Annotated in this window: 20 protein-coding genes and 1 pseudogene; 8 read left to right on the top strand and 13 right to left on the bottom strand. The window is 74.4% G+C overall.

The genetic code is table 11. The features are described 5' to 3' along the window. Positions 1 to 50: 50 nt before the first annotated feature. Entirely contained in the window at positions 51 to 917 is an 867-nt protein-coding gene (locus CG747_RS18665; protein ID WP_100602883.1) for a hypothetical protein, read from the top strand. Positions 918 to 937: 20 nt separating this feature from the next. Here CG747_RS18665 and CG747_RS18660 read toward each other — a convergent pair whose 3' ends face one another. Next, positions 938 to 1,705 carry a GntR family transcriptional regulator gene (locus tag CG747_RS18660; protein ID WP_100602882.1) on the bottom strand — a complete coding sequence of 256 codons (768 nt, stop codon included), beginning with the start codon at positions 1,703 to 1,705 and terminating at the stop codon, positions 938 to 940. 134 nt (positions 1,706 to 1,839) lie between these two features. Here CG747_RS18660 and CG747_RS18655 point away from each other — a divergent pair, with 134 nt between their 5' ends. Continuing rightward, positions 1,840 to 2,691, top strand: a complete 852-nt coding sequence (locus tag CG747_RS18655) for a (2Fe-2S)-binding protein (RefSeq protein WP_100602933.1) — start codon at positions 1,840 to 1,842, stop codon at positions 2,689 to 2,691. Between the two features lie 212 nt (positions 2,692 to 2,903). Beyond that, the gene (locus CG747_RS18650) at positions 2,904 to 3,998 is read left to right on the top strand and encodes a DUF2637 domain-containing protein (RefSeq protein WP_100602881.1); all 1,095 of its coding nucleotides are present in this window, start codon (positions 2,904 to 2,906) and stop codon (positions 3,996 to 3,998) included. A 40-nt stretch (positions 3,999 to 4,038) separates the two neighbouring features. Here CG747_RS18650 and CG747_RS18645 read toward each other — a convergent pair whose 3' ends face one another. Beyond that, the gene (locus CG747_RS18645) at positions 4,039 to 4,422 is read right to left on the bottom strand and encodes an ATP-binding protein (protein ID WP_100602932.1); all 384 of its coding nucleotides are present in this window, start codon (positions 4,420 to 4,422) and stop codon (positions 4,039 to 4,041) included. Positions 4,423 to 4,781: 359 nt separating this feature from the next. Here CG747_RS18645 and CG747_RS18640 point away from each other — a divergent pair, with 359 nt between their 5' ends. Beyond that, on the top strand, positions 4,782 to 7,946 hold the full coding sequence (locus tag CG747_RS18640) for a glycoside hydrolase family 38 C-terminal domain-containing protein (protein ID WP_100602880.1): 3,165 nt from the start codon (positions 4,782 to 4,784) through the stop codon (positions 7,944 to 7,946). A gap of 53 nt (positions 7,947 to 7,999) precedes the next feature. On the opposite strand, the gene CG747_RS18635 is transcribed toward CG747_RS18640, so the two are convergent. Next, positions 8,000 to 9,742, bottom strand: coding sequence for a pyruvate dehydrogenase (locus CG747_RS18635; RefSeq protein WP_100602879.1), 1,743 nt, complete (start codon positions 9,740 to 9,742; stop codon positions 8,000 to 8,002). A 224-nt stretch (positions 9,743 to 9,966) separates the two neighbouring features. Next, on the bottom strand, positions 9,967 to 10,905 hold the full coding sequence (locus CG747_RS49555) for a protein phosphatase 2C domain-containing protein (protein ID WP_257980516.1): 939 nt from the start codon (positions 10,903 to 10,905) through the stop codon (positions 9,967 to 9,969). Positions 10,906 to 11,691: 786 nt separating this feature from the next. On the opposite strand from CG747_RS49555, the gene CG747_RS18625 reads away from it, so the two are divergent. Then, positions 11,692 to 12,174 carry a DUF456 domain-containing protein gene (locus CG747_RS18625; RefSeq protein WP_100602877.1) on the top strand — a complete coding sequence of 161 codons (483 nt, stop codon included), beginning with the start codon at positions 11,692 to 11,694 and terminating at the stop codon, positions 12,172 to 12,174. 162 nt (positions 12,175 to 12,336) lie between these two features. On the opposite strand, the gene rsgA is transcribed toward CG747_RS18625, so the two are convergent. Further along, positions 12,337 to 13,530, bottom strand: a complete 1,194-nt coding sequence (gene rsgA, locus CG747_RS18620; protein ID WP_100602876.1) for a ribosome small subunit-dependent GTPase A — start codon at positions 13,528 to 13,530, stop codon at positions 12,337 to 12,339. 321 nt (positions 13,531 to 13,851) lie between these two features. Next, positions 13,852 to 16,785 carry a BTAD domain-containing putative transcriptional regulator gene (locus tag CG747_RS18615; protein ID WP_257980515.1) on the bottom strand — a complete coding sequence of 978 codons (2,934 nt, stop codon included), beginning with the start codon at positions 16,783 to 16,785 and terminating at the stop codon, positions 13,852 to 13,854. Positions 16,786 to 16,953: 168 nt separating this feature from the next. On the opposite strand from CG747_RS18615, the gene CG747_RS18610 reads away from it, so the two are divergent. Further along, positions 16,954 to 17,952, top strand: coding sequence for an alpha/beta hydrolase family protein (locus tag CG747_RS18610; RefSeq protein ID WP_100602875.1), 999 nt, complete (start codon positions 16,954 to 16,956; stop codon positions 17,950 to 17,952). A gap of 43 nt (positions 17,953 to 17,995) precedes the next feature. Then, a complete protein-coding gene (locus CG747_RS18605) occupies positions 17,996 to 18,844 on the top strand; it encodes a MerR family transcriptional regulator (RefSeq protein WP_100602874.1) in 849 nt (282 codons plus the stop codon). A gap of 74 nt (positions 18,845 to 18,918) precedes the next feature. On the opposite strand, the pseudogene CG747_RS18600 reads toward CG747_RS18605, so the two are convergent. The 4 genes and pseudogenes from CG747_RS18600 to CG747_RS18585 all read right to left on the bottom strand — a co-directional run. After that, positions 18,919 to 19,059, bottom strand: a pseudogene (locus CG747_RS18600) (MerR family DNA-binding transcriptional regulator); the annotation flags it as partial. Between the two features lie 80 nt (positions 19,060 to 19,139). After that, complete coding sequence (locus tag CG747_RS18595) at positions 19,140 to 19,568, bottom strand: hypothetical protein (RefSeq protein WP_100602873.1); 429 nt, start codon at positions 19,566 to 19,568, stop codon at positions 19,140 to 19,142. Between the two features lie 178 nt (positions 19,569 to 19,746). Then, complete coding sequence (locus CG747_RS18590) at positions 19,747 to 20,436, bottom strand: response regulator transcription factor (RefSeq protein ID WP_100602872.1); 690 nt, start codon at positions 20,434 to 20,436, stop codon at positions 19,747 to 19,749. Positions 20,437 to 20,527: 91 nt separating this feature from the next. Next, entirely contained in the window at positions 20,528 to 20,884 is a 357-nt protein-coding gene (locus CG747_RS18585; RefSeq protein WP_100602871.1) for a metalloregulator ArsR/SmtB family transcription factor, read from the bottom strand. A gap of 81 nt (positions 20,885 to 20,965) precedes the next feature. Here CG747_RS18585 and CG747_RS18580 point away from each other — a divergent pair, with 81 nt between their 5' ends. Further along, positions 20,966 to 22,048: a cation diffusion facilitator family transporter gene (locus CG747_RS18580; protein WP_100602930.1), complete on the top strand. Its 1,083-nt coding sequence runs from the start codon at positions 20,966 to 20,968 to the stop codon at positions 22,046 to 22,048. A 28-nt stretch (positions 22,049 to 22,076) separates the two neighbouring features. Here CG747_RS18580 and CG747_RS18575 read toward each other — a convergent pair whose 3' ends face one another. The 3 genes from CG747_RS18575 to CG747_RS18565 all read right to left on the bottom strand — a co-directional run bounded on the left by CG747_RS18575 (position 22,077) and on the right by CG747_RS18565 (position 26,189). Next, complete coding sequence (locus tag CG747_RS18575) at positions 22,077 to 23,135, bottom strand: sodium:calcium antiporter (RefSeq protein WP_100602870.1); 1,059 nt, start codon at positions 23,133 to 23,135, stop codon at positions 22,077 to 22,079. A 275-nt stretch (positions 23,136 to 23,410) separates the two neighbouring features. Continuing rightward, the gene (locus tag CG747_RS18570) at positions 23,411 to 24,820 is read right to left on the bottom strand and encodes a cysteine desulfurase (RefSeq protein ID WP_100602869.1); all 1,410 of its coding nucleotides are present in this window, start codon (positions 24,818 to 24,820) and stop codon (positions 23,411 to 23,413) included. After that, on the bottom strand, positions 24,807 to 26,189 hold the full coding sequence (locus CG747_RS18565; RefSeq protein ID WP_100602868.1) for a family 2B encapsulin nanocompartment shell protein: 1,383 nt from the start codon (positions 26,187 to 26,189) through the stop codon (positions 24,807 to 24,809). Before CG747_RS18565 ends, CG747_RS18570 begins: the two co-directional genes overlap by 14 nt. Positions 26,190 to 26,378 lie beyond the last annotated feature (189 nt).

Here is a 26,378-nt window from a genome sequence, read left to right as displayed (position 1 = left end):
CGCGACCAGCTCCCAATGGCAGAGCCTTCAGGAGGCCCACCGTGGCAGGAGTGACCCACACCGGCACCGGAACCGACTGGGGCAAGGCGCATTTCGAGGCGATCTACAACTGCCCCGACCCGCGCCGGTACTTCAGCACGCTGCAACCCCTGGAGTACCAGATCCCGCACCACGGCCAGGCGGTGTTCCGCGCACTGGCCGACACCCTCCAGCGCCACCGCGGCGACCGCCCACCGCTCCGCGTCGTCGACCTCTGCTGCTCGTACGGGCTCAACGCGGCGCTGCTCAACCACCGCGTGACCCTCGACGACCTCTACCACCGCTACACCGCGACCGGGCCGGACGCCCCCGAGGGCGACCGCCTGGCCCACGCGGACCGGACCTTCTACGCGGCCCGGCGCCGGCCCGGAGCGGCCCGGGTGACCGGCATCGACGCGGCGGAACACGCGGTCGGCTACGCGGTGGCGGCCGAGCTGCTCGACGACGGCTTCGCGGAGAACCTGGAGGCCGACGCCGCCAGCCCGGAACTGTGCCGGGCGCTGGCCGGCACCGACCTGATCACCGTCACCGGCGGCGTCGGCTACATCACCGCACGCACCTTCGCCCGGCTCTTCGACTGCGTCACCGCGCCGCCCTGGGTCGCCGCGTTCGTGCTGCGCACCGTGTCGTACCGGCCGGTCTCCGCGCTGCTGGCCCGCGCCGGGCTGGTGACCGAGCGGCTCACCACACGGACGTTCCGGCAGCGGCGGTTCGCCGACGACGCCGAGCGGCGGGCGGCCTTCGACGCGCTGGCGGCCCGCGGACTGACCGTCGGCGGCAAGGAGGCCGACGGCTTCTACCACGCCGAGCTGTACGTCTCCCGGCCCGCCGCGGACGTCGCGGCGCTGCCGCTGGCGGAGCTGCTGCCGGTCTTCTGATCCCGCCCGGCCGCGCCGGCTCAGTGCCGGTGCCGGGCCGCCGACAGGTGGGTGCGGGCGATCCGCTCCACGACCGCGTGCTCCTGGGCGACCAGCGCGTCGAGCAGGGCGGTGTGCTCGGAGGCGTCGGCCAGCAGATCGGCCGTGCGGGGGCGTCCGCCGCCGCCCGCCGACCACTGTGCGCGGCGCAGCAGACCACCGGTGACCTCGGTGAGCCGCCGGTTCCCGGTCAGCGCGATCAGCGCCTGGTGGAAGGCGTGGTCCGCCTCGGCATACCCGGCCCGGTCGCCGCGGGCGGCGGCCGCCACGCCGTCCTCGGCCAGCGGGCGCAGCTCCTCCCAGCGCTCCGCGGGCACCGCCCGGGCCAGCCGGACGATCGCGGGCAGCTCCAGCATGGTGCGGACCTCGGAGAGCTCGGCGAGGTCCCGGGAGCTGCGCTCGCAGACCCGGAATCCGCGGTTGGGCACGACCTCGACGGCACCCTCCCCGGCGAGCTGCTGCATGGCCTCCCGGACCGGGGTCGCGGAGACGCCGTACCGCTCGCCGAGGGCCGGTGCGGAGTAGACCTCGCCGGGGAGCAGTTCGCCGACGGTCAGTGCCCGGCGCAGGGCGTCCAGGACCTGGCCGCGCACCGAGTGCCGACGCGGCCGCGGGCGGGGCGGCCGGGTGCAGGGCGCGGCCGCCGCGGCGCCGCCGCGGTCCCGGGCGCCGTACGGCTCGGCGGAGGCGGCCTGCGCGGGCAGCCACACCCGGGCCTCCGGCTGCGGCTCCACTGTGCCCTGCTCCATGACGGTTCCTCCTGCTGACGGCTGCCAGCACCATAAGCGTCCGCAGCGTCGGTTCACACCTCCGCCGGGACGGGTAAGGATTTCGGATAAGGTAAGCCTTACCTGCCAACGATCGCGATTCGGTGGTCTCCCGCATGCCCCCTGCCGTTGCTGCCGCGCCCGCCACCCCCGCCGTCCCGCACCCCGCCGGGGACGCCTACGCACGGCTCGCCGAGGTGTTCCCGGACCTGCGGGTGACGCTCTGGGGCACGACACCGCCCGACGGCGACGGCTGGCTGGACGCGGCCGCGCTGGCCGCGGCCGGGCCGGCACTGGACGCCTTCCTCGCCGACGAGGCGGCCCGGATCGCCCGTGACTACGGACAGGCCGCCCGCCCCGACGTCGTCGCGAGCTTCGCGCTGCACCGCTATGCCTGGCCGGCCTGCCTGCTGATCACCGTCCCGTGGTTCCTGCACCGCCGGGTGCCGCACCTGTCCGCGGGGGACGTCCGCTTCCACCGCGAGCTGGGCCGGATGGCGGTACGCGCGCACTCCTTCGGATGCCTCCCGGACGATCCGGCGGCGGCCCTGCCCGGCGCCCGGGTGGTACCGGACGAAGAGGCCCTGCGCGCCGAGGTCCGCGCCGCGGTCGCCGACCACCTGCGGCCCGTCCTGGACGGCTTCCGCACCCGCATGCGGCGCGGCCCGCGGGCACTGTGGGGCATGGCGTCCGACGAGATCGTCGAGGGGCTCTGGTACATCGGGCACCTGCTGGGCGAGGAGCGGCGGGCGGTGGCCGAACTGGCGCGGCTGCTGCCGGGCGCCACCGCGCCGTACGCGGCCGGCGCCGGGTTCCGCGAGCTGACCGGGCCGGACGGTGCCGCGCTGCCCACCCGGGACCGGGCCAGCTGCTGCATGTACTACACCCTGCGCCCCGAGGACACCTGCGTCACCTGCCCGCGCACCTGCGACGCGCAGCGCATCAGCCGCCTCACCGCAACCTCCTGACCCGCCCGCCACCCACACGGGTAGCCGCTTCTCGCACACAACTACGCCTGACAGCAGGGCAGTTCGAACTCCGAGTCACGCAACCGACCGCCCCGGCACCCCTTGGCGTTCTCTTGCTCCGAAACCCGTTGCGGCCGCGGCCGGTTCCGCCAGGATGGCGCGCGCACTCGCGAATCCGCGAAAGTGCCGCAACCTGAGCAAGGGGTTCCGGAATGAGAATGACCGATATATCGCTGAATTGGCTGATTCCGGCGTTTCTACTGCTCGCCGGGGTCATGACCACCACCGCCCTCGTACGGCGCGGCCGCCGCACGGACCGGCAGGCCGGCGCCGACGTCTCCTGGGAACGCAGCGAGGAGCGCCGCCGCCGCAAGGAGACCGTCTTCGCCTCGGCCTCCTACGTGCTGCTGTTCTGCTGTGCCGCGGTGGCCGCGGCGCTGTCCTTCCACGGCCTGGTCGGCTTCGGCGTGCAGAACCTCGGCCTCACCGGGGGCTGGGAGTACCTGGTGCCGTTCGGGCTCGACGGCGCGGCGATGTTCTGCTCCGTCCTGGCGGTGCGCGAGGCCAGCCACGGCGACGCGGCGCTCGGCTCCCGGATGCTGGTGTGGACGTTCGCCGGCGCCGCCGCGTGGTTCAACTGGGTGCACGCCCCGCGCGGCCTGGACCACGCCGGCGCGCCGCAGTTCTTCGCCGGGATGTCGCTGTCGGCGGCGGTCCTCTTCGACCGGGCACTGAAGCAGACCCGCCGGGCGGCGCTGCGCGAACAGGGCCTGGTGCCCCGCCCGCTGCCGCAGATCCGGATCGTGCGGTGGCTGCGGGCGCCCCGCGAGACCTTCGCCGCCTGGTCGCTGATGCTGCTGGAAGGCGTCCGCACGCTGGACGAGGCGGTCGAGGAGGTCCGCGAGGACAAGCGGGAGAAGGCCCAAAACCGGCTGCGCAGGCGGGAGCAGGGCAAGCTCGACCGGGCCCGTATCAAGGCCCTCAACCGGCAGCACCGCTCGTGGGGCAAGGGCCGCGGACGTCAGATCGCCGTCACGATGGGCGCGCCCGCAGTACCGGCGGCACCCGCCGCGGAGGCGGCCCCGCCCGCCGGTCCGGACGCCGCCGAACCGTCGCCGCGGCACCACGGCGACCCGGCCAAGCGGCCCCGGCCGGCCCTCAAGGCCGTGACCGGCGCCGAGCCCGAAGGGGCCGCGCCCGGCCGTCGCGGCGCCGTCGACCTCACCGCCGAGGACGACTCCCAGACGATCCCCCGGCTGGACTCCCTGGAGGAGAAACTCGCCGAGATCGAACGACAATTCGGCTGACCGGTGGCGGACCGCGCCGGCCCCCACCCCCGGCTCCGCGTCAGGCCGGTCCGCCGCCCAACTCGAACCACACGCACTTGCCGACCCCCTCGGACCGGATGCCCCACGCGTCCGACAGGGCCCGGACCAGCGTCAACCCCCGCCCCGACGTCCCGTCGGCCGTCGGCGCACGCGGCTCGGGAGACCGTGCGGCGAAGTCCCGCACCTCCACCCGCAGCCGGTCGGTGACCCGCGCCGTCACCACCGCCCCGCCCTCGGTGTGCAGCAGGGCATTGGTCACCAACTCGCTGGTCAGCAGCACCGCCACGTCCGGATCCGCCGGTGCCCCGCCGTCCGGCGGCGCCCAGCGGCCGAGTAACTCCCGCAGCTCCCTGCGGACCTCGCCGACGGCCTGGAGATCGGCCTGTCGCACCTTCCGTTCCAGCACGCCGGGCGCCCGCACCGCGACCGCCCCGCCGTCGATCCCCCCGTCCGCTCGCCGCCGTCTGTTCCGGTCCTCGCGTCGCACACGCTGACGCATGCTCTCCCCCGCCCCCAACGAACCACCAGCGCTCTGCCTCGAACAGCCTCACGGTCAGCATTCCCATCGGGCCCGCCGCCATGCTTCCGCTTGCCTTCCACGGCCGGGCGGCCGGCGCCGCGGACCGGGCGGGGCGGTCTGCGGCACCCCCGCGGGGCGGGCCCCGACGGGCCGGGGTGGGTATACGTTCCGCGACGGCCCGGAGCGGACCGGTCCGCGGGCCGGCGCCGGGCCCGCGGGCCGTACGAGCGTGAGGAGCCGCTGTGCACGACGACCGACTGCTGGTGGAGGGGCGCCTCACGCGGGCGCTCGGGCAGCACATCCGGCCCGCGCAGTACGCGGCGCGGCGGCCGCTGCGGCTGGAGGTGTGGCACGTACCGGGCGAACCGCGGCCGGCGGCCGACGCCCTGGCGGCCGCGTACGAGCCCTTCGCGGCCGGGGACGCCTGGGGGCCGCCGTGGTCGACGAGTTGGTTCCGGCTCACGGGTGAGGTGCCCGCGAGGTGGGCCGGGCGCCGGGTGGAGGCCGTCATCGACCCGGGCTTCACCGGCGACGGGCCGGGCTTCCAGGCGGAGGGGCTGGTCCACGACGCCGCCGGTGTGCCCCTCAAGGGCATCCACCCGCGCAACCGGCACGTCCCCGTCGCCGCCCCGGCGCGCGGCGGCGAGGAGGTCCGGCTGCTGCTGGAGGCCGCCGCCAACCCCGCCGTGCTGCGGGACTTCCGGCCCACCGACCTCGGGGACGTCCGCACCGCCCCGCGCGAACCGCTGTACCGCTTCGCGGCCGCCGACCTCGCGGTGCTCGACGAGACCGTCTGGCAGCTGGTCCTCGACATCGAGGTGCTGTCGGAGCTGATGCACGAGCTGCCCGCCGACCGCCCCCGCCGGCACGGCATCCTGCGGGCGCTGGAGGACATGCTGGACGCGCTCGACCTGCACGACGTGGCCGGCACGGCGACCGCCGGGCGGGCCGCCCTGGTGGACGTCCTCGGCCACCCGGCCGAGGCCAGCGCGCACCGCGTCTCGGCCACCGGGCACGCGCACATCGACTCCGCCTGGCTCTGGCCGCTGCGCGAGACCGTCCGCAAGGCGTCCCGCACCTTCGCCAACGTCACCCAACTCGCCACCGAATACCCGGAGTTGGTGTTCTCCTGCTCGCAGGCGCAGCAGTACGCCTGGGTGCGGGACCACCAACCGCACCTCTGGACCCGCATCAAGGAGGCGGTACGGAACGGGAACTGGGTGCCGGTGGGCTCGATGTGGGTGGAGTCCGACGCCAACCTGCCCGGCGGCGAGGCGCTGGCCCGGCAACTGGTGCACGGCAAGCGGTTCTTCCTGGAGGAGCTGGGCGTCGAGACCGAGGAGATCTGGCTGCCCGACTCCTTCGGCTACACCGCCGCCTTCCCGCAGCTGGCCCGGCTGGCCGGCGCGAAGTGGTTCCTCACCCAGAAGCTCTCCTGGAACCAGACCGACCGGATGCCGCACCACACCTTCTGGTGGGAGGGCATCGACGGGACCCGGGTCTTCACCCACTTCCCACCCGTCGACACCTACAACTCCCAGCTCCATGGCCGCGAACTCGCCCACGCGGAACAGAACTTCGCCGAGCAGGGCCGGGCCACCCGCTCCCTGGTGCCGTTCGGCTGGGGCGACGGCGGCGGCGGACCCACCCGCGAGATGCTGGAGCGGGCCCGCCGGCTGCGGTCCCTGGAGGGCTCCCCGCGCGTGGCGGTCGAGCCGCCGGCCCGCTTCTTCGAGGCCGCGCGCGAGGAGTACGGGGCGCGCGCCCCGGTCTGGTCCGGTGAGCTCTACCTCCAGTTCCACCGCGGCACCTACACCTCGCAGGCCAAGACCAAACAGGGCAACCGGCGCTGCGAACACCTGCTGCGGGAGGCCGAACTGTGGGCCGCGACCGCGGCCGTCCGCACCGCCGGGGCGCCCGGCGGCGCCGCGTACCGCTATCCGTACGAGGCGCTGGACCGCCTCTGGAAGACCGTGCTGCTGCACCAGTTCCACGACATCCTGCCCGGCTCGTCGATCGCCTGGGTGCACCGCGAGGCCCGCGACACCTATGCGGCGGTGACGGCCGAGCTGACCGCGCTGACCGAAGGGGCCCTCGCGGCCCTGGCGGCCGGGACGACGGACCCGGCGGCGCCCGGCCTCGCGGTCTTCAACGCCTCGCCCTACGACCGCCACGAGATCGTCGAACTGCCCGCCGGCGACGGGCCGATCGGCGCCGCGGGCCCGGCCTCCGTCGCCGTCCACGTCCCCGCCCTCGGCTCCGCCCCGCTCCCCCTGCCCGGCACCGGCTCCTCCGTCTCCGGGCCCGCACCGGCGCCCGTGCGCGCCACCGCCGACGCCCGCCACCTCACCCTCGACAACGGGCGGCTGCGGGTCCGTATCGACGCCGACGGCCTGCTGGCCTCCGTACGCGACCTGGCCGCCGGCCGGGAAGTCCTGGCGCCCGGCTCCCGCGGCAACCTCCTCCAACTGCACCCCGACCACCCCAACCAGTACGACGCATGGGACCTCGACCGGCACTACCGCCACCGGCACACCGATCTCACCGCCGCCGACGCCGTCGAACTGGTCGCCGCCGGACCGCTCTCCGCCACCGTGCGGGTCACCCGCACCTTCGGCGCCTCCCACCTCACCCAGGACCTGACCCTGCACGCCGGATCCCGCCGCCTGGACATCACCACCGACATCGACTGGCACGAGTCGGAGAAGGTCCTCAAGGCCGCGTTCCCGCTGGACGTGCAGGCCGAACGGTCCACCGCCGAGATCCAGTTCGGCCATGTCCACCGTCCCACCCACGCCAACACCAGCTGGGACGCGGCCCGCTTCGAGATCTGCGCCCACCGCTGGCTCAGGGTCGCCGAACCCGGCTACGGCATCGCCCTCCTCAACGACTCCACCTACGGACACGACGTCACCCGCACCCCCCACGAGGAGGGGGTCGGCACGACCGTCCGGCTCACCCTGCTGCGTGCCCCGCACAGCCCGGACCCGGAGACCGACCAGGGCACCCACCGCTTCCGCTACGCGCTGCTGCCCGGCGCCGGGACGGGCGACGCCGTCGCCGGCGGTCTGGCCCTCAACCTGCCGCTCCGCACCGCCCCCGGCACTCCGCACGCCGCGCCCCTGGTGCGCGTCGACCACCCCGCCCTCACCGTCGAGTCGGTCAAACTCGCCGACGACCGCAGCGGCGACGTCGTCGTCCGCCTCTACGAGTCCCAGGGCGGCCGGGCCACCGGCACCCTCTCCCCCGGCTTCCCCGTCGCCCACGCCACCGGCACCGACCTGCTGGAACGCCCGCTCCGGGACGAGGAGGAGGGCCCGACCTCGGACCTGACGCTCACCCTGCGCCCGTTCCAGATCCGCACCCTGCGGCTCCGGCCCCAGCACCCGCCGGCGCCACCGGCCTGATCCGCCCGTCGGGCACTCCGGCGGGCGCACCCGGCGGCGGGCCCGAGGGCTGCTCACACCCTGGGGATGTTGCGCAGGTTGGACCGGGCCAGCTGCACCATCCGGCCCACCCCGCCGTCCAGCACGATCTTCCCGGCGGAGAGCGCGAAGCCCGACACCATCTCCGCGCTGATCTTCGGCGGGATGGACAGCGCGTTGGGGTCGGTGACGACGTCGACCAGCGCCGGGCCCTTGTGCCGGAAGGCGTCGCGCAGCGCCCCGCGCAGCTGCTTGGGCTTCTCCACCCGCACGCCGTACGCCCCGGCCGCCCGGGCGATCGCCGAGAAGTCGGGGTTCTGGTTGGTGGTGCCGTACGACGGCAGTCCCGAGACCATCATCTCCAACTCCACCATCCCCAACGAGGAGTTGTTGAAGAGCACGACCTTCACCGGCAGGTCGTACTGGACCAGGGTCAGGAAGTCGCCCATCAGCATCGAGAAGCCGCCGTCCCCCGACATCGAGACGATCTGCCGGCGGCGGTCGGTGAACTGGGCGCCGATCGCCTGCGGCAGCGCGTTGGCCATCGAGCCGTGGCTGAACGAACCGATCACCCGCCGCCGCCCGTTGGGCGTGAGGTAGCGGGCCGCCCAGACGTTGCACATCCCGGTGTCGACGGTGAAGACCGCGTCGTCGTCGGCCTCCTCGTCGAGCACCGAGGCCACGAACTCCGGGTGGATCGGAACGTGCTTCTCCACCTTGCGGGTGTACGCCTTGACCACACCCTCCAGCGCCTCCGCGTGCTTCTTCAGCATCCGGTCCAGGAACCTGCGGTCGCTCTTCTCCCGCACCCTGGGCAGGAGGCACCGCAGCGTCTCCCGGACGTCGCCCCAGACGGCGAGGTCCAGCTTGGTGCGGCGGCCGAGGTGCTCGGGCCGGACGTCCACCTGGACGATCCGCACGTCGTCGGGGAGGAACGCGCTGTACGGGAAGTCCGTGCCGAGCAGGATCAGCAGATCGCACTCGTGGGTGGCCTCGTAGGCCGCGCCGTACCCCAGCAGCCCGCTCATCCCGACGTCGTACGGGTTGTCGTACTGGATCCACTCCTTGCCGCGCAGGGCGTGGCCCACCGGCGACTTCACCCGCTCCGCGAACTCCATCACCTCGGCGTGCGCCCCTGCCGTGCCGCTGCCGCAGAACAGCGTGACCTTGGCGGCCTCGTCGACCATCCGGGCCAGCGCGTCGATCTCCTCGTCGCCGGGGCGGACCGAGGGCCGAGTGGTGACCAGGGCGTGCTGGAAGGCGCGTTCGGGCGCCTGCCGGGCGGCGACGTCACCGGGCAGCGAGACGACCGCGACACCGCTCCGCCCCACGGCGTGCTGGATCGCGGTCTGCACCACCCGCGGCATCTGCTTGGTGCTGGAGATCAGCTCGCTGTAGTGACTGCACTCGGAGAACAGCCGGTCCGGATGCGTCTCCTGGAAGTAGGTGGTACCGATCTCGCTGGACGGGATGTGCGAGGCCAGCGCCAGCACCGGGGCCATGGAGCGGTGCGCGTCGTACAGCCCGTTGATCAGGTGGAGGTTCCCGGGCCCGCAGGAACCCGCGCAGGCCGCCAGCCGCCCGGTGAGTTGCGCCTCCGCGCCGGCGGCGAACGCGGCGGTCTCCTCGTGCCGGACCTGGATCCAGTCGAGGGCGGAATTGCGGCGGATGGCGTCCACCACCGGGTTCAGGCTGTCCCCGACGACCCCGTAGAGCCGCCGGACCCCGGCTCGCATCAGGATGTCGATGAACTGCTCGGCTACGGTCTGCCTGGCCACGGGACGAGCCTCCTCACCACGGCGAACGGCCGCATGGACGGTGGCCGACGGCTGGCTCCTTCTCCCCGGCCCATGACCCGTCAACCCATGGCCTATCAACCCACGGGGGGACGCTTGGCGCCTCCGGGGGCGGGATTTTCCGGGGCGGGATTTCGGGCTGCCGATTTTCCCTGCCCCGGTGACGCGGTGCCCTGGTGCCCCGGTACCCCGGCGACGAGCGGCCGCTACGACTCCCACACCCCCACCGCGGTGCGGTCCTTGGCGCCTCCCGCGCCGCGGGGCTGCACGGCCGGGAGGAAGTCGGCCAGGTCGGGCGGCCCGGGGACGGACCACGCGGCGGCGAGCCGGGCGGCGAAGTCCGGGTCACCGCTGAGCGGCGCCGCCAGACCGGTGCCACACAACAGCAGTACATCCCCCGGGCGCCCCGACACGGTGCGGAAGCGGAACGGCGCCGGGCGGAACGCCGCGCCATCGGACCCGTACGGCACGGCCGGGGTCGGCGCGGCCGGTGCGGCGGGAGCGGGGGGAGCGGCGGGAGCGGGGGACGCCTCCGCCGGCGCGGCGGTGGGCTCCAGGTCCTCCCAGCCGCCGTCGCGCAGCCGGAACAGCCCGCCCCCGCCGACGCCGAAGAACACCCGCGTCCGGCAGTCCGGGTCGGCGGGCAGCAACAGGCAGCGCAGCGCGGCCGGGTGGGCATCGGGCGCCGCCCCCGGTTCCCCGGCCCGGCCGCGCAGCTTGCCGTAACCGCGGTCGGTGAGGCGCCGCAGACCCGCCTTGAGCGCGTCCCGCCGACCGGTGCGGAGGTCCTGCGCCAGTCGGGTGGAGTTGCGGCCGACGACGTCGCCGGCCCAGGCGCAGACGTGGCGGGCCGCGCGCTGGGCGGCCTCCCCGCCACCGGACGGTCCGACGGCGACGGCCACCAGGAGCAGCGCGTCCCGGCCCGCCCCGAACCGGGCGGTGAGGAATGCCTCGCCCCGCACCTCACCCCGTTGGCGGGCGTCGTCGCCGCGCTGCGAGACGGCCCGGACGGCGACGGAGCCGAACCCGGCCCCGTCCAGGACGGTGTCGGGTACCAGGCCGGTGTCCGGCACCAGGCCGTCGAGTGCGTCCGGGTCGGCTGCTGGGAACGCGTAGGCGGCGGGTAGGGCAGAGGGCGGGGACACAGACGGAGACACAGACGGAGACGCAGACGGAGACGCAGACGGCGGTACGGAGGGGGCGGGGGGCGGCGTCGGAGCCGCGGCCGGGCCCGTGGCGCGGAGGGGGAGCGGTTCCGCCGGGCCGGGCGGGGTCGGCGCCGGCCGCGCGGGCAGCTCCCAGGGCCGCGGCTCCCACGCACTCGGCTCCCACGGCCGGGGCTCGAACACCTGCGGCGCGGAATCCCCCGGCGCCGGCGCCTCGGGTGCGGCTCCTCCCGGGGCGGTCGGTCCCCCGGCCGCCGGTACGACACGCGGATCCGGCACCCCCCGCTCGACGCGCGGATCCGGCACTTCCGGTGCGACGCGCGGATCCGGCACTTCCCGTGTGACGGGTGGTTGTCGCGGGTCCGGGCCGGTCGGCGGGGTGCCGGTGGCGCCCGGCGGGTTCGTGGCCGGGCGCCTCCGCACCGTCCGTAACGCGGACTCGATCCGGTCGTCGAGGGTGTCGGAGGCGGCGGGCGGCGGGCCCGCCCCGTCCTCACCGCCCGCGCCGGTCTCCTCGCCGTACAGCTCTCGCCACCACCAGTCGTCCTCCCTGCCGCGGTCCGCCCCCTGCTGCTTCATGGGTCGTATTGTCCCGTGGCGTACGCCGCCGAAACAGGGCGCGAAAAGGGCATTCCAGGAAGCGCGTCCCGGTGGTGTCCGGCAGGCTTGGGCCATGCGGGCCGTGAGAGAGCGCAGCCTGCGGGCCGTCGTCGGGCGCGCGCCGCTCGGGGCGCGGCCGTGCGCCGGCGCCTCCGGGGCCGGCGCATGAATGCCTGGCAGCTGATCGCCGTCGGTCTGGTCCTGCTGCTCGGGGTGTTCGGGGTGCTGGTTCCCGGTCTTCCGGGGCCGCTGGTGGTCTGGGCGGGGCTGCTGTGGTGGGCGACGGCGGAGCGGTCCGCCCTCGCCTGGACGGTGCTGATGGCCGGCACCGCCGTCCTGCTCCTCAACCAGGTGCTCAAATGGCTGCTCCCGCCTCGCAATCTGCGCGACGCGGGTGCGCCCTACCGCACGCTGCTCCTCGCCGGTGTGGCCGGCGTCGCGGGGTTCTTCCTGGTCCCCGTCGTCGGATGCCCGTTGGGCGCGCTCGGTGGCCTCTACTTCCTGGAACGCGTCCGCCTCGGCAGCCACGGCGACGCCTGGGCCTCCACGCGCACGGCCTTGCGCGCCATCGGTCTGAGCGTGCTGGTGGAACTGTTCGCCTGCCTGTCGGTGGTGGGCTCCTGGCTGGGGGCGGTGATCGCGAGCTGACGCTCGGGGTCACCGCCCCTGCGCCCCGCCCCGCCCTCCCCGCTCCGACGGGATCGGGTCTGTAACGGCGTTACAGGAGGTGGGGCGGGCCGGGCCCTGGGCCGATATCCGGGCCCGGGACGAGACCGAGACCGAGACCGAGACCGAGGCCAGGATCCGGATCTAACGCCCCGTCCTCCGCTCGGTGCCCTGTCCCCGCTTCCGTTCCATCATGTGGCGCCCCAGGGCCTGCTTCCGCTTCCAGTCGCGTCGGATCTCCGCGCGCAGCCGGACATCGGTCTTGGCGACGATCCGCTGGTTCTCGCGCTGCAGCTTGCGGTAGCTCTCCAAGCGGCGCAGCGCCAACTCGCCGTCTTCCACGGCGTCTTGGACCGCACAGCCCGGTTCGGCATCGTGTGCGCAGTCCTGGAACCGGCACTGCCGGGCCAGTTCGTCGACGTCGGAGAACGTCCGGGCCAGCCCGCCCTCCGCGTCCCACATGCCGACACCGCGCAGCCCCGGCGTGTCGATCAGCACGCCGCCCCCGGGCAGCACCAGCAGATCGCGGGTCGTGGTGGTGTGCCGCCCCTTGCCGTCCTGGTCGCGGACCGCCCGCACGTCCTGCACGTCCGCCCCGACGAGCGCGTTGGCCAGGGTGGACTTCCCGGCACCGGACCGCCCCAGGAGGACGGAGGTGGCGCCGGCGGACACGGCGGCCAGCGTGTCGAGGCCGTCCCCGGTCGCCGCGCTGACCGCCAGCACCTGCACACCGGGGGCGGCGGCCGAGACGTCCGCGACGAGGTGGCCGAGCGCGACCGGGTCGGCCACCAGGTCCGCCTTGGTGAGCACCACCAGCGGCTGCGCCCCGCCCCCCGCGGAGAGTCCGGACGCGCGCCCCGGTCCCTCGCCCGTCGAGCTGGACAGCGCAAGCGCGAGGAACCGTTCGATCCGCCCGAGGTCCAACTGCTCCGCGAGCGATACGCAGATGACGATGTTGTCGACGTTGGAGGCCAGTACCTGGCCCTCGGAGCGCTTCGACGAAGCGGACCGCACCAAGGCCGTACGCCGCGGCAGCAACGCCCGCAGCACGCCGTCGACATGGTCGCCCACCCGGCCGTTCGCAAGGTCGACGACGGCCCAGTCACCGGTGCACGGCACCCGCATCGGGTCGCTCGTCGCCACGAGTCCGGTGCCCGCCAGAACGGTCCGGATGCCCGCGCCGTCCGGCACGACCACATCCACCCGCCCGCGGTCCACACGGACGATACGGCCGGGCACGAACCCCTGCCCGGCAAAAGGGGTGAAGCTCGCCGCGAACCCGTCGTCCCAGCCATGGGACGTCAGCGGATGCGCAGCGGAAAGTTCGAGGTCGAACAACGGGATGACCCTTCAGGAAGGAGCGGTCCCGGCCACGCGCGCAACGCGCGAGAAGAGGTGAAAAGTCGATTCAGCCGGAGACCACGGAGGTGAAAGTGATGAACTTCTTGATGCGGGCAGCGCCCTTTGCGATGACAGTCATCAGCGCTCACCTCCCGGATTCCTCGACAGCCGACGACAGCGGCCCCTGGGCCACCGTCACAACGTCGCCGAGCCTAGGACAGCCCCGGGCGACGGTGCCAACCCTTTTTCCTGCCCCGCCCCGTGGGGCGCGGCGGCGCCGACGGCGCTCAGCCGGGTGGGAAGGAGCCCGTCGCGCGTTCAGCGGTCCGTGCACGCGTCGAGTCCCGCGCGTGCCTGCGCGCGCTCCTCGGGGTGCGCTTCGGCTCCGGGCAGGGCGAGCGCGGCCCGGAACTGCTCCCGTGCCTCGGCGACGCGGCCGGCCGCCGCGTAGGCGCGGCCCAGCCGGGACCGGATGTCCATCTCCAGCCGGTCGCGGTGGGGTTCCGTGCGCGGGCACAGCGTCCGGTGCCGGGAGAGGGCCTCGTGGTGGAGGTCCGCGGCGGCGCTCAGGTTCCCGTCGCCGTGCTCCGCCGTGCCGCGTCGGGTCAGGATGATCGCGTGCAGGAGGACGTCCCCGACCTGCTGGGCCAGGTCGGCCGCGTGGCGGTAGAGGGCCTTGGCCCGGCCGTACGCGCCGAGGGCGAGGTGGACGTCGGCGGTGCAGGTCAGCACGTTGCTGATCATCCGGGGGCGGCCGTTGGTCTCGGCATGGGCGAGGGCGGAGGCGTAGCAGGCCAGCGCCTGGTCGTGCTGCCCCTGGGCGTGGTGGGCCATGCCCAGGAGGGCGAGCCCCTGCGCGGCGAGCCAGTGGGCATCGAGCCGGCGCGCCTCCTCGACCGCCGCGGTGACCGCGGGAACCACCAGTTCCGGGCGGCCCAGGTTCAGTTCGACGGCGCCCAGCCCGGATCGGGCCCCGGCCTCTTCGTACCGGTCCGCGCGGCGGCGGCTGAGGTCCAGCGCCTCGGTGAAGCAGGCGCGCGCCTCGCGGTAGCGGCCCTGGTAGAGGTCGATGAGGCCCATGCGGTTCCGCAGTGCGGGGGCCATCCGCCGGTCGGTGGCCCGGTCCGCGTGCGCGAGCGCGGTCTCCAGGGCCGTGCGGCACTCGTGGTAGCGGCCGCGGCGGACGAGGTAGTCGCTCAGTGCCTCGGCGATCCAGCACGCGTGGTCGACCTCGCCGAGCGCCACCGCGTACCCGACGACGTCGACGAGCTCCCCGCCGGCCGCCTCCAGCCAGTCGGCCGCCTCCCGCCAGTCGGCGAACGGCGCGTCGGCGGGCCGCGGCCCGGTGGGGAAGCCGTCGGGGCCCCAGTCGCTGGTGGCCCGGCCCGCGTCCAGGTAGAGGCGGAGTGCGGCGGTGCGGCCCGCGCCGTCTTCGGCGGGTGCGGCCTCCGCGAGCCGCCGCGCATGCGCCCGCACCAGGTCGTGCAGGCGGTAGCGGCCGGGGCGCGGTTGCTGCAGCAGACTCGCGTCGACCAGGTCCTCCAGGATCTGCTCGGCCTCGCGGTACCCGCACCCCAGCACGGCCGCCGGTGTCAGCGGGTCGAATTCGACCGTCGGCGACCGGCCCAGGGTGCGGAAGCCGCGTTGCTGCTCCGGGGCCAGCTGGTCGTACGACAGGCGGAAGGCCGCCTCCACGCTGCGGTCCCCGGCGCTCAGTTCGCCGAGGCGGTGCTCGTCGCCCGCCATCCGGTCCGCCAGGTACGCCAGCGTCCAGGCGGGTCGGGTCTGGAGCCGCGCCCCGGCGATGCGCAGGGCCAGCGGCAGCCCGTCGCAGAGGCGGACCAGCTCACGCGTCGCGTCCGGCTCCCGGTCCGCGCGCTCGTCGCCCACGATCTGCCGGAGCAGGGACAGTCCGTCGCCGGTCTCCAGCGGCTCCAGGGTGACCCGCCGGTCGGTGTCCAGTCCGGCCAGCCGCCGCCGGCCGGCCACCAGCACCGTGCTGCCCGGCCCGGCGGGCAGCAGCGGCCGGATCTGCTGCGCGCTCAGAACGTCGTCGAGCACGAGGAGCAGCCGCAGCGAGCTGGTCTCGGCCCGCCACGCCGCGGTCAGTTCGTCGAGGTCGTCGGGCACCGCGGCGTCGGCCACACCGAGCGAACGCAGCAGCCGCCGCAGCACCAGCTGCGTCGGGAGCGTCCGCTGCTCGGTGCTGTGGGCGCGCAGGTCCATGAACAGGCAGCCGTCCGGATGGTGGCCGCGCAGCGCCCTCGCCGCGTGGACGACGAGCGCGGTCTTGCCGACTCCGGCCGTGCCGTCCACCGCCATCACCGCCACCGATCCGGGCGGCGGGGGCGTGGTCAGCAGTGCCAGTTCGCGTTCCCGGCCGACGAGGCGGCCGGTGTCGCCCGGCAGTTCGTTGACCGCGCGGCGGGGCGGGCGCGCGGGGGCGGGCGGGCCGACCGCCGCGGGGCCGAGCAGCAGTGCGTCGTTGCGGCGCAGCACCGCCTGGTGCGTCCGGCGGAGTTCCTCGCCGGGATCGACCCCGAGCTCGTCGCGCAGCCGCGCCCGCACGTCCTGGTAGGCGCCGAGCGCCGCCGCCTGGCGGCCGCTGCCGTACAGCGCGCGGATCCGCAGCGCCGCCAGCGGCTCGTCGTACGGATCGGCGGCGGCGAGCGCGGCGAGGTCGTCCAGGGCGTCGGCGGACCGGCCGAGGAGGACCAGGCACTCCAGCCGCTCCTGCTGGAGGGTGCGGCGGAGCCGCGTCAGCCGCCGCCGCTCGCCCTGCGCGAACGGCCCCGGCAGTCCGGCCAGGGGTTCGCCGCGGAACAGGGCCAGCGCGTCGGCCAGCCCGTCCATGGCGGTCGCCGGGTCACCGGCCGCCTTCGCGTGCCGCGCCGTGCCGACCCGCTCGGCCAACTCCGCGGTGTCGAGCCGCACTCCGTCGCCGACGAAGCGGTACCCGCCGCGGACGCTGCGGATCACCGACCCCGCCGGTCCGGCGCCCGCCGCGTCGAGCGCCTTCCGCAGCGGGTAGACGTAGCTCGGCAGTACCCGGCGGCCGGAGCCCGGCGGCTCCGCGCCCCACACGTCGTCGAGGAGCTGTTCGTGGCTGACCAGCGTGCCCGGACGCAGCGCCAGCGCGGCCAGCACCGCCTGCCGCCGCACCGGCCCCACGTCCGGCTGCGGCCCGTCGGACCAGGCCCGCACCGGCCCCAGCACGGCGATCCGCAGCCGCTGTGAGCATCCCCCGTCCACCCGAAAGCCCCCGCTCCCGCACCGCGCCGCTGTCCGCCTCATCGAGAATTCACCGGCATTTCAGCGCCTCCCGCAACCGTTGGCAAATCCGCCGGGAGCCGCGCCGCCGACCCGCCCGGGCGTTCCGCGGCCAGTGGGCGGTTCGTGCCACTTCCCGACCAGGAGGTCATGTTGAGCGAGCACCGCGCCACCCGCAGGAGTGTCCTGAAGGCCGTCGGTGGAATCTCCGCGGCGATGGCGCTCGGCGGCGCCGGCGTCCTGGCGTCGGCGGCGCCGGCCGGGGCGGTCGGCGACGGGGCCGGACTGCGCATCGTGGACCGCCGCGAGGACGACCCCCGTATGTGGTACTACCGCTTCGCGACCGAAGCGATCGGCTGGCAGCCGGCCGTCAACGTCCTGCTGCCGGACGACTACCACACCAGCGGCCGCACCTACCCGGTCCTCTACCTGTTCCACGGCGGCGGCACCGACCAGGACTTCATGACCTGGGACCGGCTGCCGGGCGGCGGGATCCGCGCCTGGACCGCCGGAAAGCCGCTGATCGTCGTGATGCCCGACGGCGGACACGCCGGCTGGTACTCCGACCCGGTCAGTTCGAACAGCGGGCCCCGGAACTGGGAGACGTTCCACATGGCCCAGCTGCTCCCGTGGGTCGAGGCGAACTTCCGGACCTACGCCGAGTACGACGGCCGGGCCGTCGGCGGGTTCTCGATGGGCGGCTTCGGCGCGCTGAAGTACGCGGCCAAGTACCCCGACCGCTTCGCGTCGGTGAGCGCCCACTCCGGCCCGCCCAGCCTGCGCCGCGACCTCGGCGCGGTCGCCCACTGGGCCAACGTGTCCGCCGCGGCCCTGGACCTGGCCGGCGGCACGATCTACGGCGAACCGTGGAACGAGGCCAAGGTCAGCGCCGACAACCCGATCGAGCACGTCGAGACGTACCGCACCAAGCGGGTCTTCCTGGTCGCCGGCACCAGTCCCAGCCCGGTCGACGCGTTCGACCTGCTCAACGAGACCGAGGTGCTCGCCGGCCAGCGGGAGTTTCGGGCCAGCCTCGACCAGGCCGGGATCCCGCACGAGTGGCACGAGGAGCCCGGGGGCCACTTCATCCGCCCCGAGATGGCCCTCCGCGACCTGGACGGCATCGTCGCCCGGCTCCGGCGGGCGTAGCGGCGAGCCGCGTTCCCGGCGCGCGGTGCGCGACACTGGTCTGATGACGAGTGATTCCCCAGAGCAGGAGCCGACCATCATCTGGGAGGGCGCCGGACCGTCCGGTGCCGACGGCCTCACCGTCGGCCGGACGGCCGCGCTCGTCGGGGTCAGTGTGAAGACGCTGCACCACTGGGACGCGATCGGCCTGGTGCGCCCGGGCGGCCGCACCTGGGCCGGTTACCGGGTCTACTCGGCCGACGACGTGGCCCGGATCCACCGGGTCCTCGTCTACAAGGAGCTCGGGTTCCCGCTGTCCCAGATCGGCCGGCTCCTCGACGATCCGGACGCCGATGCCCGCGACCACCTGCGCCGGCAGCGGTCGCAGCTGGTGGAGCGCATCGCCCGCCTGGAGAAGATGGTCGGCGCCGTCGACCGCATGCTGGAGGCGTCGCGCACCGGTATGCGGCTGACGCCGGAGCAGCAGGTCGAGATCTTCGGCGCCGACTGGCGGCCGGACTGGGTGGACGAGGCCGAGGACCGCTGGGGCGACACCGCGCAGTGGAGCCAGTACGCCGAGCGGGCGGCCGGGATGACGCCGGAGGACTGGAAGGAGGTCGCGGCCGCGACCGACGCGCTCAACGCCGACCTCGGTGCCGCGCGGCGGGCCGACGTCGCCCCCGGTTCCGACGAGGCGAACGCCCTCGCCGAGCGGCACCGCGCCCTGCTCTCGCGGTATTTCGACTGCACCCACTCGATGCACGCGTGCATCGGGCGGAGGTTCGTCGACGATCCCCGCTACGCGGACTACTTCGACGCGTTCGCGCCGGGCCTCACCCGCTGGCTGCGCGATGTGATCTTCGAGAACGCCCGGGCCCACGGGGTCGATCCGGAGTCGGCGAGCTGGGAGTGACGGCGCCGCACGGCCCGTCCGGCGCCACCGGGCGCGGCCGCGCACGACGCGGGCGCGCACGACGCGGCTCACGAGAGCACCCGGTCCACGAAGCGCTCGTCGTAGTCGCGGTAGCCGTTCGGGGTGCGCGCGGCGGCGATCAGCCCCTGCTCCTCGTAGTAGCGCAACAGCCGGCGGGGGGTCCCGGTGCGTTCCGACAGTTCTCCGATCCGCACGACCGCCCCTCCCCCGCCGACCACTTCGCGGGCCCGGCATACGGGCAGGTCGGCGGCGGGCACCGTGAGATGACGTGGCGTCAGTGCACGGTCACGGTGACGGTGGACGAGTGCGTCGCGCCGTGGGCGACCCGGAGCTTCTCCCTGCCCTTGTCGGCGAGCTTGACCTTGACGCTGTAGTTGCCGCCGTGCTTCGTCCTGGTGTTGGCGTGCAGGGTGGTCCACTTGCCCTTGTGCAGGTGCTGCACGGTGAGCTTGCTGCCCATCTTGATGCCCTTGGTCCGGCCGCTGAGGGTGACCGTGTGGCCGGCCCTGACGGACTTCGCGCTCGCCTTGACGCTGATCCCCTGGTGCGCCTTGGCCACGGCCGTGGCGACGGTGGCGGAGTGCAGGTCCGGTACCGCGCCGGGCGCGGCGACCGCGGTACCCGCCCCGCCGGCGAGCAGGGCGGCGCACGCGGCGCCGATGGCCGCGGTCCGCCAGCGGTAGGACTTCCTGGTGGTCGCCATGGAAAATCACCTCGCCTGGATTCCCCGTGTCCCCGGTCGCGTTCCGGTGTCGTGCTCCGGTGCGGGTCCGGGTCCGGTCCGGCTCCCTGCCGGTACCCGGCCAGTATGCGGAGCGGTGCGTGAGGCGATCGTGTGGGGCGGATGTGAGTCCTCACATCCGCGCGCCCTCGTGCGGTGCTCAACCGCTGGTCACGGGCGTCGGGTTGAGCAGCCGGTAGCCGGCGCCGCGGACGGTCTCCAGGTGGGACGCCTGGCCCGCGCGGTCGATCTTGCGGCGCAGGTAGGCCACGTACTGGTCGACGACGTTGGAGACCCCGTCGCAGGGGAAGTCCCAGACGTGTTCCAGGATCAGGGTCCGGGTGAGGACCTCGCCGGGGTGCCGCAGGAACAGCTCCAGCAGCGCGAACTCCTTGGGCGACAGGCGGAGTTCGGTGCCGCCGCGCCAGGCCCGGCGGCTGGCCGGGTCCAGCCGCAGATCGCCGACCGCCATCAGGGACGGTCGGGCGTGCGCACCGCGGCGGGCCAGCGCCCGCAGCCGGGCGTACAGCTCGGCGAAGCTGAAGGGTTTGGCCAGGTAGTCGTCGGCACCGGCGTCCAGTCCCCGCACCCGGTCGCTGATCTCGTTGCGGGCGCTGAGCACCAGGACCGGCGGCCAGCAGCCCGCGGCCCGCAGCCGGCGGCACACCTCGAAGCCGTCGTAGCCGCGCAGCAGCACGTCGAGGACGATCAGGTCGTACGGCACCTCGCGGGCCCGCCAGACCGCCTCCGGGCCGGTCGCCGCCAGGTCCACGACGTAGCCCTCCTCGGTGAGGCCGCGCCGCAGCAGCACCGCCGTGCGGGGCTCGCCGTCGACCACCAGGACGCGCATGCCTCCACGGTAGGAGCTCCGCGGGCGGACGACATGTGGAGCGGGGGCCCACGGAGCGTGGTGCCGGTGACGGGCCGCCCGGTACGCCCGTTCAGTCGTGCGGCGGCAGGTGCCGGACCTGGTGGTCGGCGGCGTTGAGGGCCTCGTCGACCAGGCGGCGCAGATGTCCGTGCCGCAGGGCGTACACGGCCCGGCGGCCGTCCTTGCGGGTGGTGACCAGCCCGGCCAGCCGGAGGCGGGCGAGGTGCTGGCTGACGGACGTGCGGGAGGCGCCGCAGGCCTCGGTCAGGGTGGTGACGTCGGCCTCGCCGGCGCAGAGGCGCCGCAGCAGGGCCAGCCGGGTGCGGTCGGCGAGCAGTCCGAGGATCTCCACGGCGACGGCGAGCCGGGTGCCGTCGCCGGGCTCCTGCGAACCGTGCGCACCTGATAGGTGCATGCGTGCGCTCATACGCACATAATGAGGGGTGAGGGCGTACGGCACAAGCCGCGCCCCGGATGTCGGGAAGGTGCGACGCCTGTGAACGCGCAGATGCCGGTCTCCGAGCCCCACCCCCACGGCCACGAGCACCCCCACGAGCACGGCCACGAGCACCCGCACCCCGCCGCCGGCCGCTCCCGCGCGGCCCGGCTGCGGCACCGGCTGGCGCACGCGGTCACCCCGCACAGCCACGAGGCCCGCGACAAGGTCGACCCCGCGCTGGAGGGTTCCCGCGAGGGCATGCGCACGCTCTGGCTCTCGCTCGCGATCCTCGCCCTGACCACCGTGGTCCAGGCCGCCATCTTCGCACTGTCCGGCTCGGTGGCGCTGCTCGGCGACACCCTGCACAACGCCGCCGACGCGCTGACCGCGGTCCCGCTCGGCATCGCCTTCGTCCTCGGCCGGCGGGCCGCCAACCGCCGCTACACCTACGGCTACGGCCGGGCCGAGGACCTGGCCGGAGTGGCCATCGTGCTCACCATCGCGGCGTCCGCGGTGCCCGCGCTCTACGCGGCGGTCGACCGGCTGGTGCACCCCCGGGACGTGACCCACCTGTGGGCGGTCGCGGCCGCCGCGCTGGCCGGCTTCCTCGGCAACGAGTTCGTGGCCCGCTACCGCATCCGCACCGGCCGCCGGATCGGCTCCGCCGCACTGGTCGCGGACGGGCTGCACGCCCGTACCGACGGCTTCACGTCGCTGGCCGTGCTGCTGGGCGCGGGCGGCGCGGCGCTGGGCTGGCGCGCCGCGGACCCGGTCGTCGGCCTGCTGATCACCGCCGCGATCCTGCTGGTCCTCAAGGACGCCGCCCGGGAGGTGTTCCGGCGGCTGATGGACTCGGTGGACCCGGCGCTGGTGGCGGCCGGCGAGGCGGCGCTGCTGGGCGTGCCCGGCGTACGCGGCGTGGGCGGCCTGCGGATGCGCTGGATCGGCCACACGCTGCGGGCCGAGGCGGACATCGTCCTCGACCCGCGGCTGACGGTGGCCGACGGGCACCGGATCGCGGTGGCCGCCGAGCACGCGCTGATCCACGGCGTACCGCGGCTGACGGCGGCCACCGTCCACCTCGACCACACCCCGGTGGACGGCGGCGCGGACCCGCACGCGGTCCTGGCCCACCACGCCCCGGCAGTCTGACGGCCGGGGCGCGGTGGGCCGGGGCCGCTCACGCCAGGATCGGGATCAGCCCCAGTCCGAACACCACGTAGAAGCCGGCCGCCACCGCCAGCCGGCCGGGGGTGAGTTTGTGCGCGCGCATGGTCAGCAGGAGGTAGCCGATCGCGGCCATGGTGATCAGGCCGGACCACAGCAGGGCGGTGTCGAAGTGCCAGCTGGTGAAGAGCAGGCCGAGGCCGCTGGGGACGGTGGCCTGGATCATCATGGCGCCGGAGATGTTGGCCAGCGCCAGCTTGGTCTTGCCCTGCCGCACCCAGATCACCGCGTTCATGATCTCCGGCAGTTCGGTGGCGATCGGGGAGAGCAGCAGCGCGGTGACCGAGGCGGAGAGTCCGAGCATCGGGCCGATGGCGTCCAGCTGGTGGACGAAGAGCTGCGAGGCGAAGAAGATCACCGCGAGGGTGGCCAGGGTCTGGGCGACCACCGCCCAGGTCGCCGGGGACTCGGCCCCGGGCTGGAACTTCAGCGGCTCCAGCTCGACGCCCTCCTCGTCCTCCTCGTGGTCGCCGCGGATCTCGCGCCAGAAGTAGACCGCGTACACCGCGAAGAACGCCAGGCCCAGCACCGGCTTGAAGGCGAAGGCGACCAGGCCGAGCGCGACCTTGACGACGAACACCGGCAGGAACCAGGTCTGGTCCTTGGCCAGCCGCCGCAGGTCCCGCTCCGAGCCGAGCGCCCGCTCCGAGCCGAGCGCCTGCTCCGGGCCGCGGGCCGCCGTGGAGTCGGCCGCGGCCGCGGCGCGCCGCTTGCGCCGCTGGAGCAGCAGCATCCCGCCGGTCACGCCGTACGCCACGGTGGCCAGCGCCAGCGGGCCGCCCATCGCGGCGCCGACGCCGATGTTCTTGGCTTCCGGGGTGGCGCCGGTGGTCACCGCGACCAGGGTCACCACGGACTCGGGCAGTGCGGTGCCGAAGGCGGCCAGGATGGTGCCCACCGCCATCCGTCCCACGTTGAGCCGCTCACCCAGCCATTCCACGGCGTTGACGAACCACTCGCAGGAGAGATAGATCGCCACCGCGCACACGATGAGCAGAACGAAATGCAGCACGCTGATCGTCAGCCTTTCCGCTCCGGCGGGCCTCGACGACGACCGGCGTGGGAGCGGCGGCACGACTTCGACCCCGCCGACGCGTTCTAAGTCGTCGACAAAGGGCCGAAGGTCTCGCCCGCCCGCACAGGAACTGCGTGGGCCCGGCCACCGGGAGCCGCGGCTCCAGTGTGTCGACGACCGGTTTGCGGGGCTACTCCCCTTCGCACGCCCAACCCTACACACCACGGATGCGGGAGCACGTCGGCGGAACACCGGGGGGATCGCCGGCCGCCTCAGGCGGACTGTCGGAGCCGCTGGAGCGACGCGACCAGCTGGTCCACCTCCTCGGGGGTGTTGTAGAGGGCGAGCGAGGCGCGGGCCGCGCTGGTCAGGCCGTAGTGGGCCAGGGACGGTTGGGCGCAGTGGTGGCCGGCGCGGACGGCGATCCCGTCCTGGTCCAGCCAGTCGGCGATCCGGACCGGGTCGTGGCCGGCCAGGGTGAAGGTCAGCACCGCGATCCGGTCGGCGGCGGAGCCGATCAGGTCCAGTCCGGGGACCGCGGCCAGGGCCTGCTGGGCGTAGCCGAGCAGTTCGGTCTCGTAGGCGGCGACGGCGTTCCGGTCGAAGCCGGTCAGCCAGTTGATCGCGGCGAGCAGACCGACCACGCCGGCGATGTGGCCGGTGCCGGCCTCCAGGCGGTGCGGGACGGGCGCGTACCGGGTGTCGTCGAAGGAGACGGATTCGATCATGTTGCCGCCGCCCTGCCACGGCGCCATCGCTTCGAGGATCTCCGGCTTGGCGTACAGGGCGCCGATGCCCGTGGGGGCGAACAGCTTGTGGCCGGAGAAGGCGTAGAAGTCGGCGTCGAGGTCCTGGACGTCGACGGGGAAGTGGGCCACCGCCTGGGCGCCGTCGACCAGGACCTTGGCGCGGTAGCGGTGGGCGAGCGCGGTCATCTCCCGGAGCGGCGGCACGGTGCCGAGGACGTTGGACGCCTGGCTGATCGCGACCAGCCGGGTCCGCATGGAGAGCCGGTCGGCGTAGGCGTCGAGGTCGATCTGCCCGTCCGGCCGCAGTGGGACGGGGACCACCCGGGCCCGGGTCTCCTTGGCGACCAGCTGCCAGGGGACGATGTTGGAGTGGTGCTCCAGCACCGGTACGAGGATGTCGTCGCCGGGGCCGAGGTTGGCCCGCCCCCAGCTCTGGGCGACGAGGTTGATCGCCTCGGTGGTGCTGCGGACGAAGACGATCTCGTCCGGGGACGCCGCGCCCAGGAACCGGGCGACCGCGGTCCGGCCCGCCTCGTACGCCTCGGTGGCCTCGCGGGCCATGGTGTGCGCACCGCGGTGGATGTTGGAGTTGCCCGCCCCGTAGAAGCCGGAGACCGCCTCGATGACCTGGCGGGGTTTCTGGGTGGTGGCCCCGTTGTCGAGCCAGACCAGCGGTTTGCCGTTGACGGTCCGGTGCAGGATCGGCACGTCGCGGCGGGCCGACTCGGGGGTGAAGGTGGGCTGTTGGGACAGCAGACGGCCCGTCGGATCGACGCCGGGCCGGGTCGCGGAGGTGGGCGGGGCCGCCGATGCCGGGGTGCCCGCACCCGTCCCGGGCACGGTGGTGGCGTCCGGCGGCGGCGTCGCCGTGGTGGGGATTCCCGTCGCGGCGGGCGCGGTCGCCGGGAATCCCAGGACGTCAGGCGTAGTCATGGTAACGGGACACCTCGACGTTCTGGAGGACGGCGAGGGCGTCCTCGACGAGGACCGCGGCGTTGAAGTACGCGGTCATCAGGTACGAGGTGATGCCCTTCTTGTCGACGCCCATGTTCCGCATGGACAGGCCGGGTTCGATCTCGTCGGCGACGCTCGCCGGGCGCAGTCCGACCACGCCCTGCTCGGCCTCGCCCGTCCGCATCAGCAGGATCTCGGTGGTGCCGGTGTCCGCGCCGCCGGAGAAGCGGACCTTGTCGGAGGGGAGCAGCGGCACGCCGCGCCAGGTCAGCAGCGGGCTGCCGAAGCTGGTGTCGATCACCGGGGGGACGCCCCGGCGGGTACATTCCCGGCCGAACGCGGCGATGGTGCGGGGGTGCGCGAGGAAGTAGCCGGGCTGCTTCCAGACCCGGGTGAGCAGTTCGTCGAGGTCGTCGGGGGTGGGCGCGCCGGTCCGGGCCTGGACGCGCTGGCCGGGGGCGACGTTGCGGAAGAGGCCGTGCTCGGGGTGGTTGAGGAGCGCGTCCTCCTGGCGTTCGCGGAGCGCGTGGGCGGTGAGGTTGGCCTGGGCGCGGGTCTGGTCGACGGGGCCGTTGTAGAGGTCGGAGACCCGGGTGTGGACGCGCAGCACGGTCTGGGCGAGGTTCATGTGGTACTCGCGGGGCGCGTCCTCGTAGTCGACGAAGGTCGCGGGCAGGTCGGGTTCGCCGACGTGCCCGGAGCTGAGGTCGACCGGCACCTCGCCGCCCGGCAGCACGCCGTCCGCCGCGAGGTAGGCGTCCATGGCGGCGCGCAGCGACGGGGCGCGGTCGACCAGTCGGGCCAGGGCGACGCGGTCGAGGCAGAGCGCGGTGCCGGGGGTGAGTGCGGTGACCTGGTACGGCATCGGGTCGGAGCGGGTCCAGGCGTCGAGGTCGAAGAACTGGCCGTCGCCGATCACTTCGAGGAGCGCGTCCTCGCCGTAGCGGCCGCGGGCCCGCTTCTCGGCGCGGCCCTGGGCGATGACGAGCAGCCGGTCCGACACCGCGCCGCCCTCCGCGAGGACTTGCCCGGCGTCGAAGGACACCGGCACGAAGGCTCCGGCGAGTTCGGTCAGCAGGGCGTCGTCCGCCTCCCGCAGGTACGGGAGTTCGCGCAGGTCGCCGGGGATGACGCGGTGGGTGTCGCCGTCCTGGTAGGTGGCCAGGCGGTCGTCGCCGAGGACGTAGGTGCGGCGGCGGTTGACGCGGAAGACGCCGGATTCGACGTCCACCCACGGCAGGGCGCGGAGCAGGTAGCGCGGGGTGATGCCGCGCATCTGGGGGGCGGTCTTGGTGGTGGTCGCGAGCTGCCGTGCGGCATCCGGGCCGAGCGTCATCCGGTCGTTCACTGGAGCCTCCATACGGGACCGAAGGCATGCCGGACGGCCGGGACGGGGCCGGTCGGCATGCGGGACGTCGGGATCGTCGGGCCGGGAATCGGCGGCCCGCAACGGCGCGTTGGCGGGCCTCCGGCCGGAAACGCTCGCCGCCCTCGCCCGCAACTCCGAATAGCCGTGCGACTACCTTGTGTCGCGCGA

This window comes from Streptomyces sp. CB02959, from assembly GCF_002803155.1.
Lineage (GTDB): Bacteria > Actinomycetota > Actinomycetes > Streptomycetales > Streptomycetaceae > Streptomyces.
This window is presented reverse-complemented; position numbering and strand designations above follow the sequence as displayed.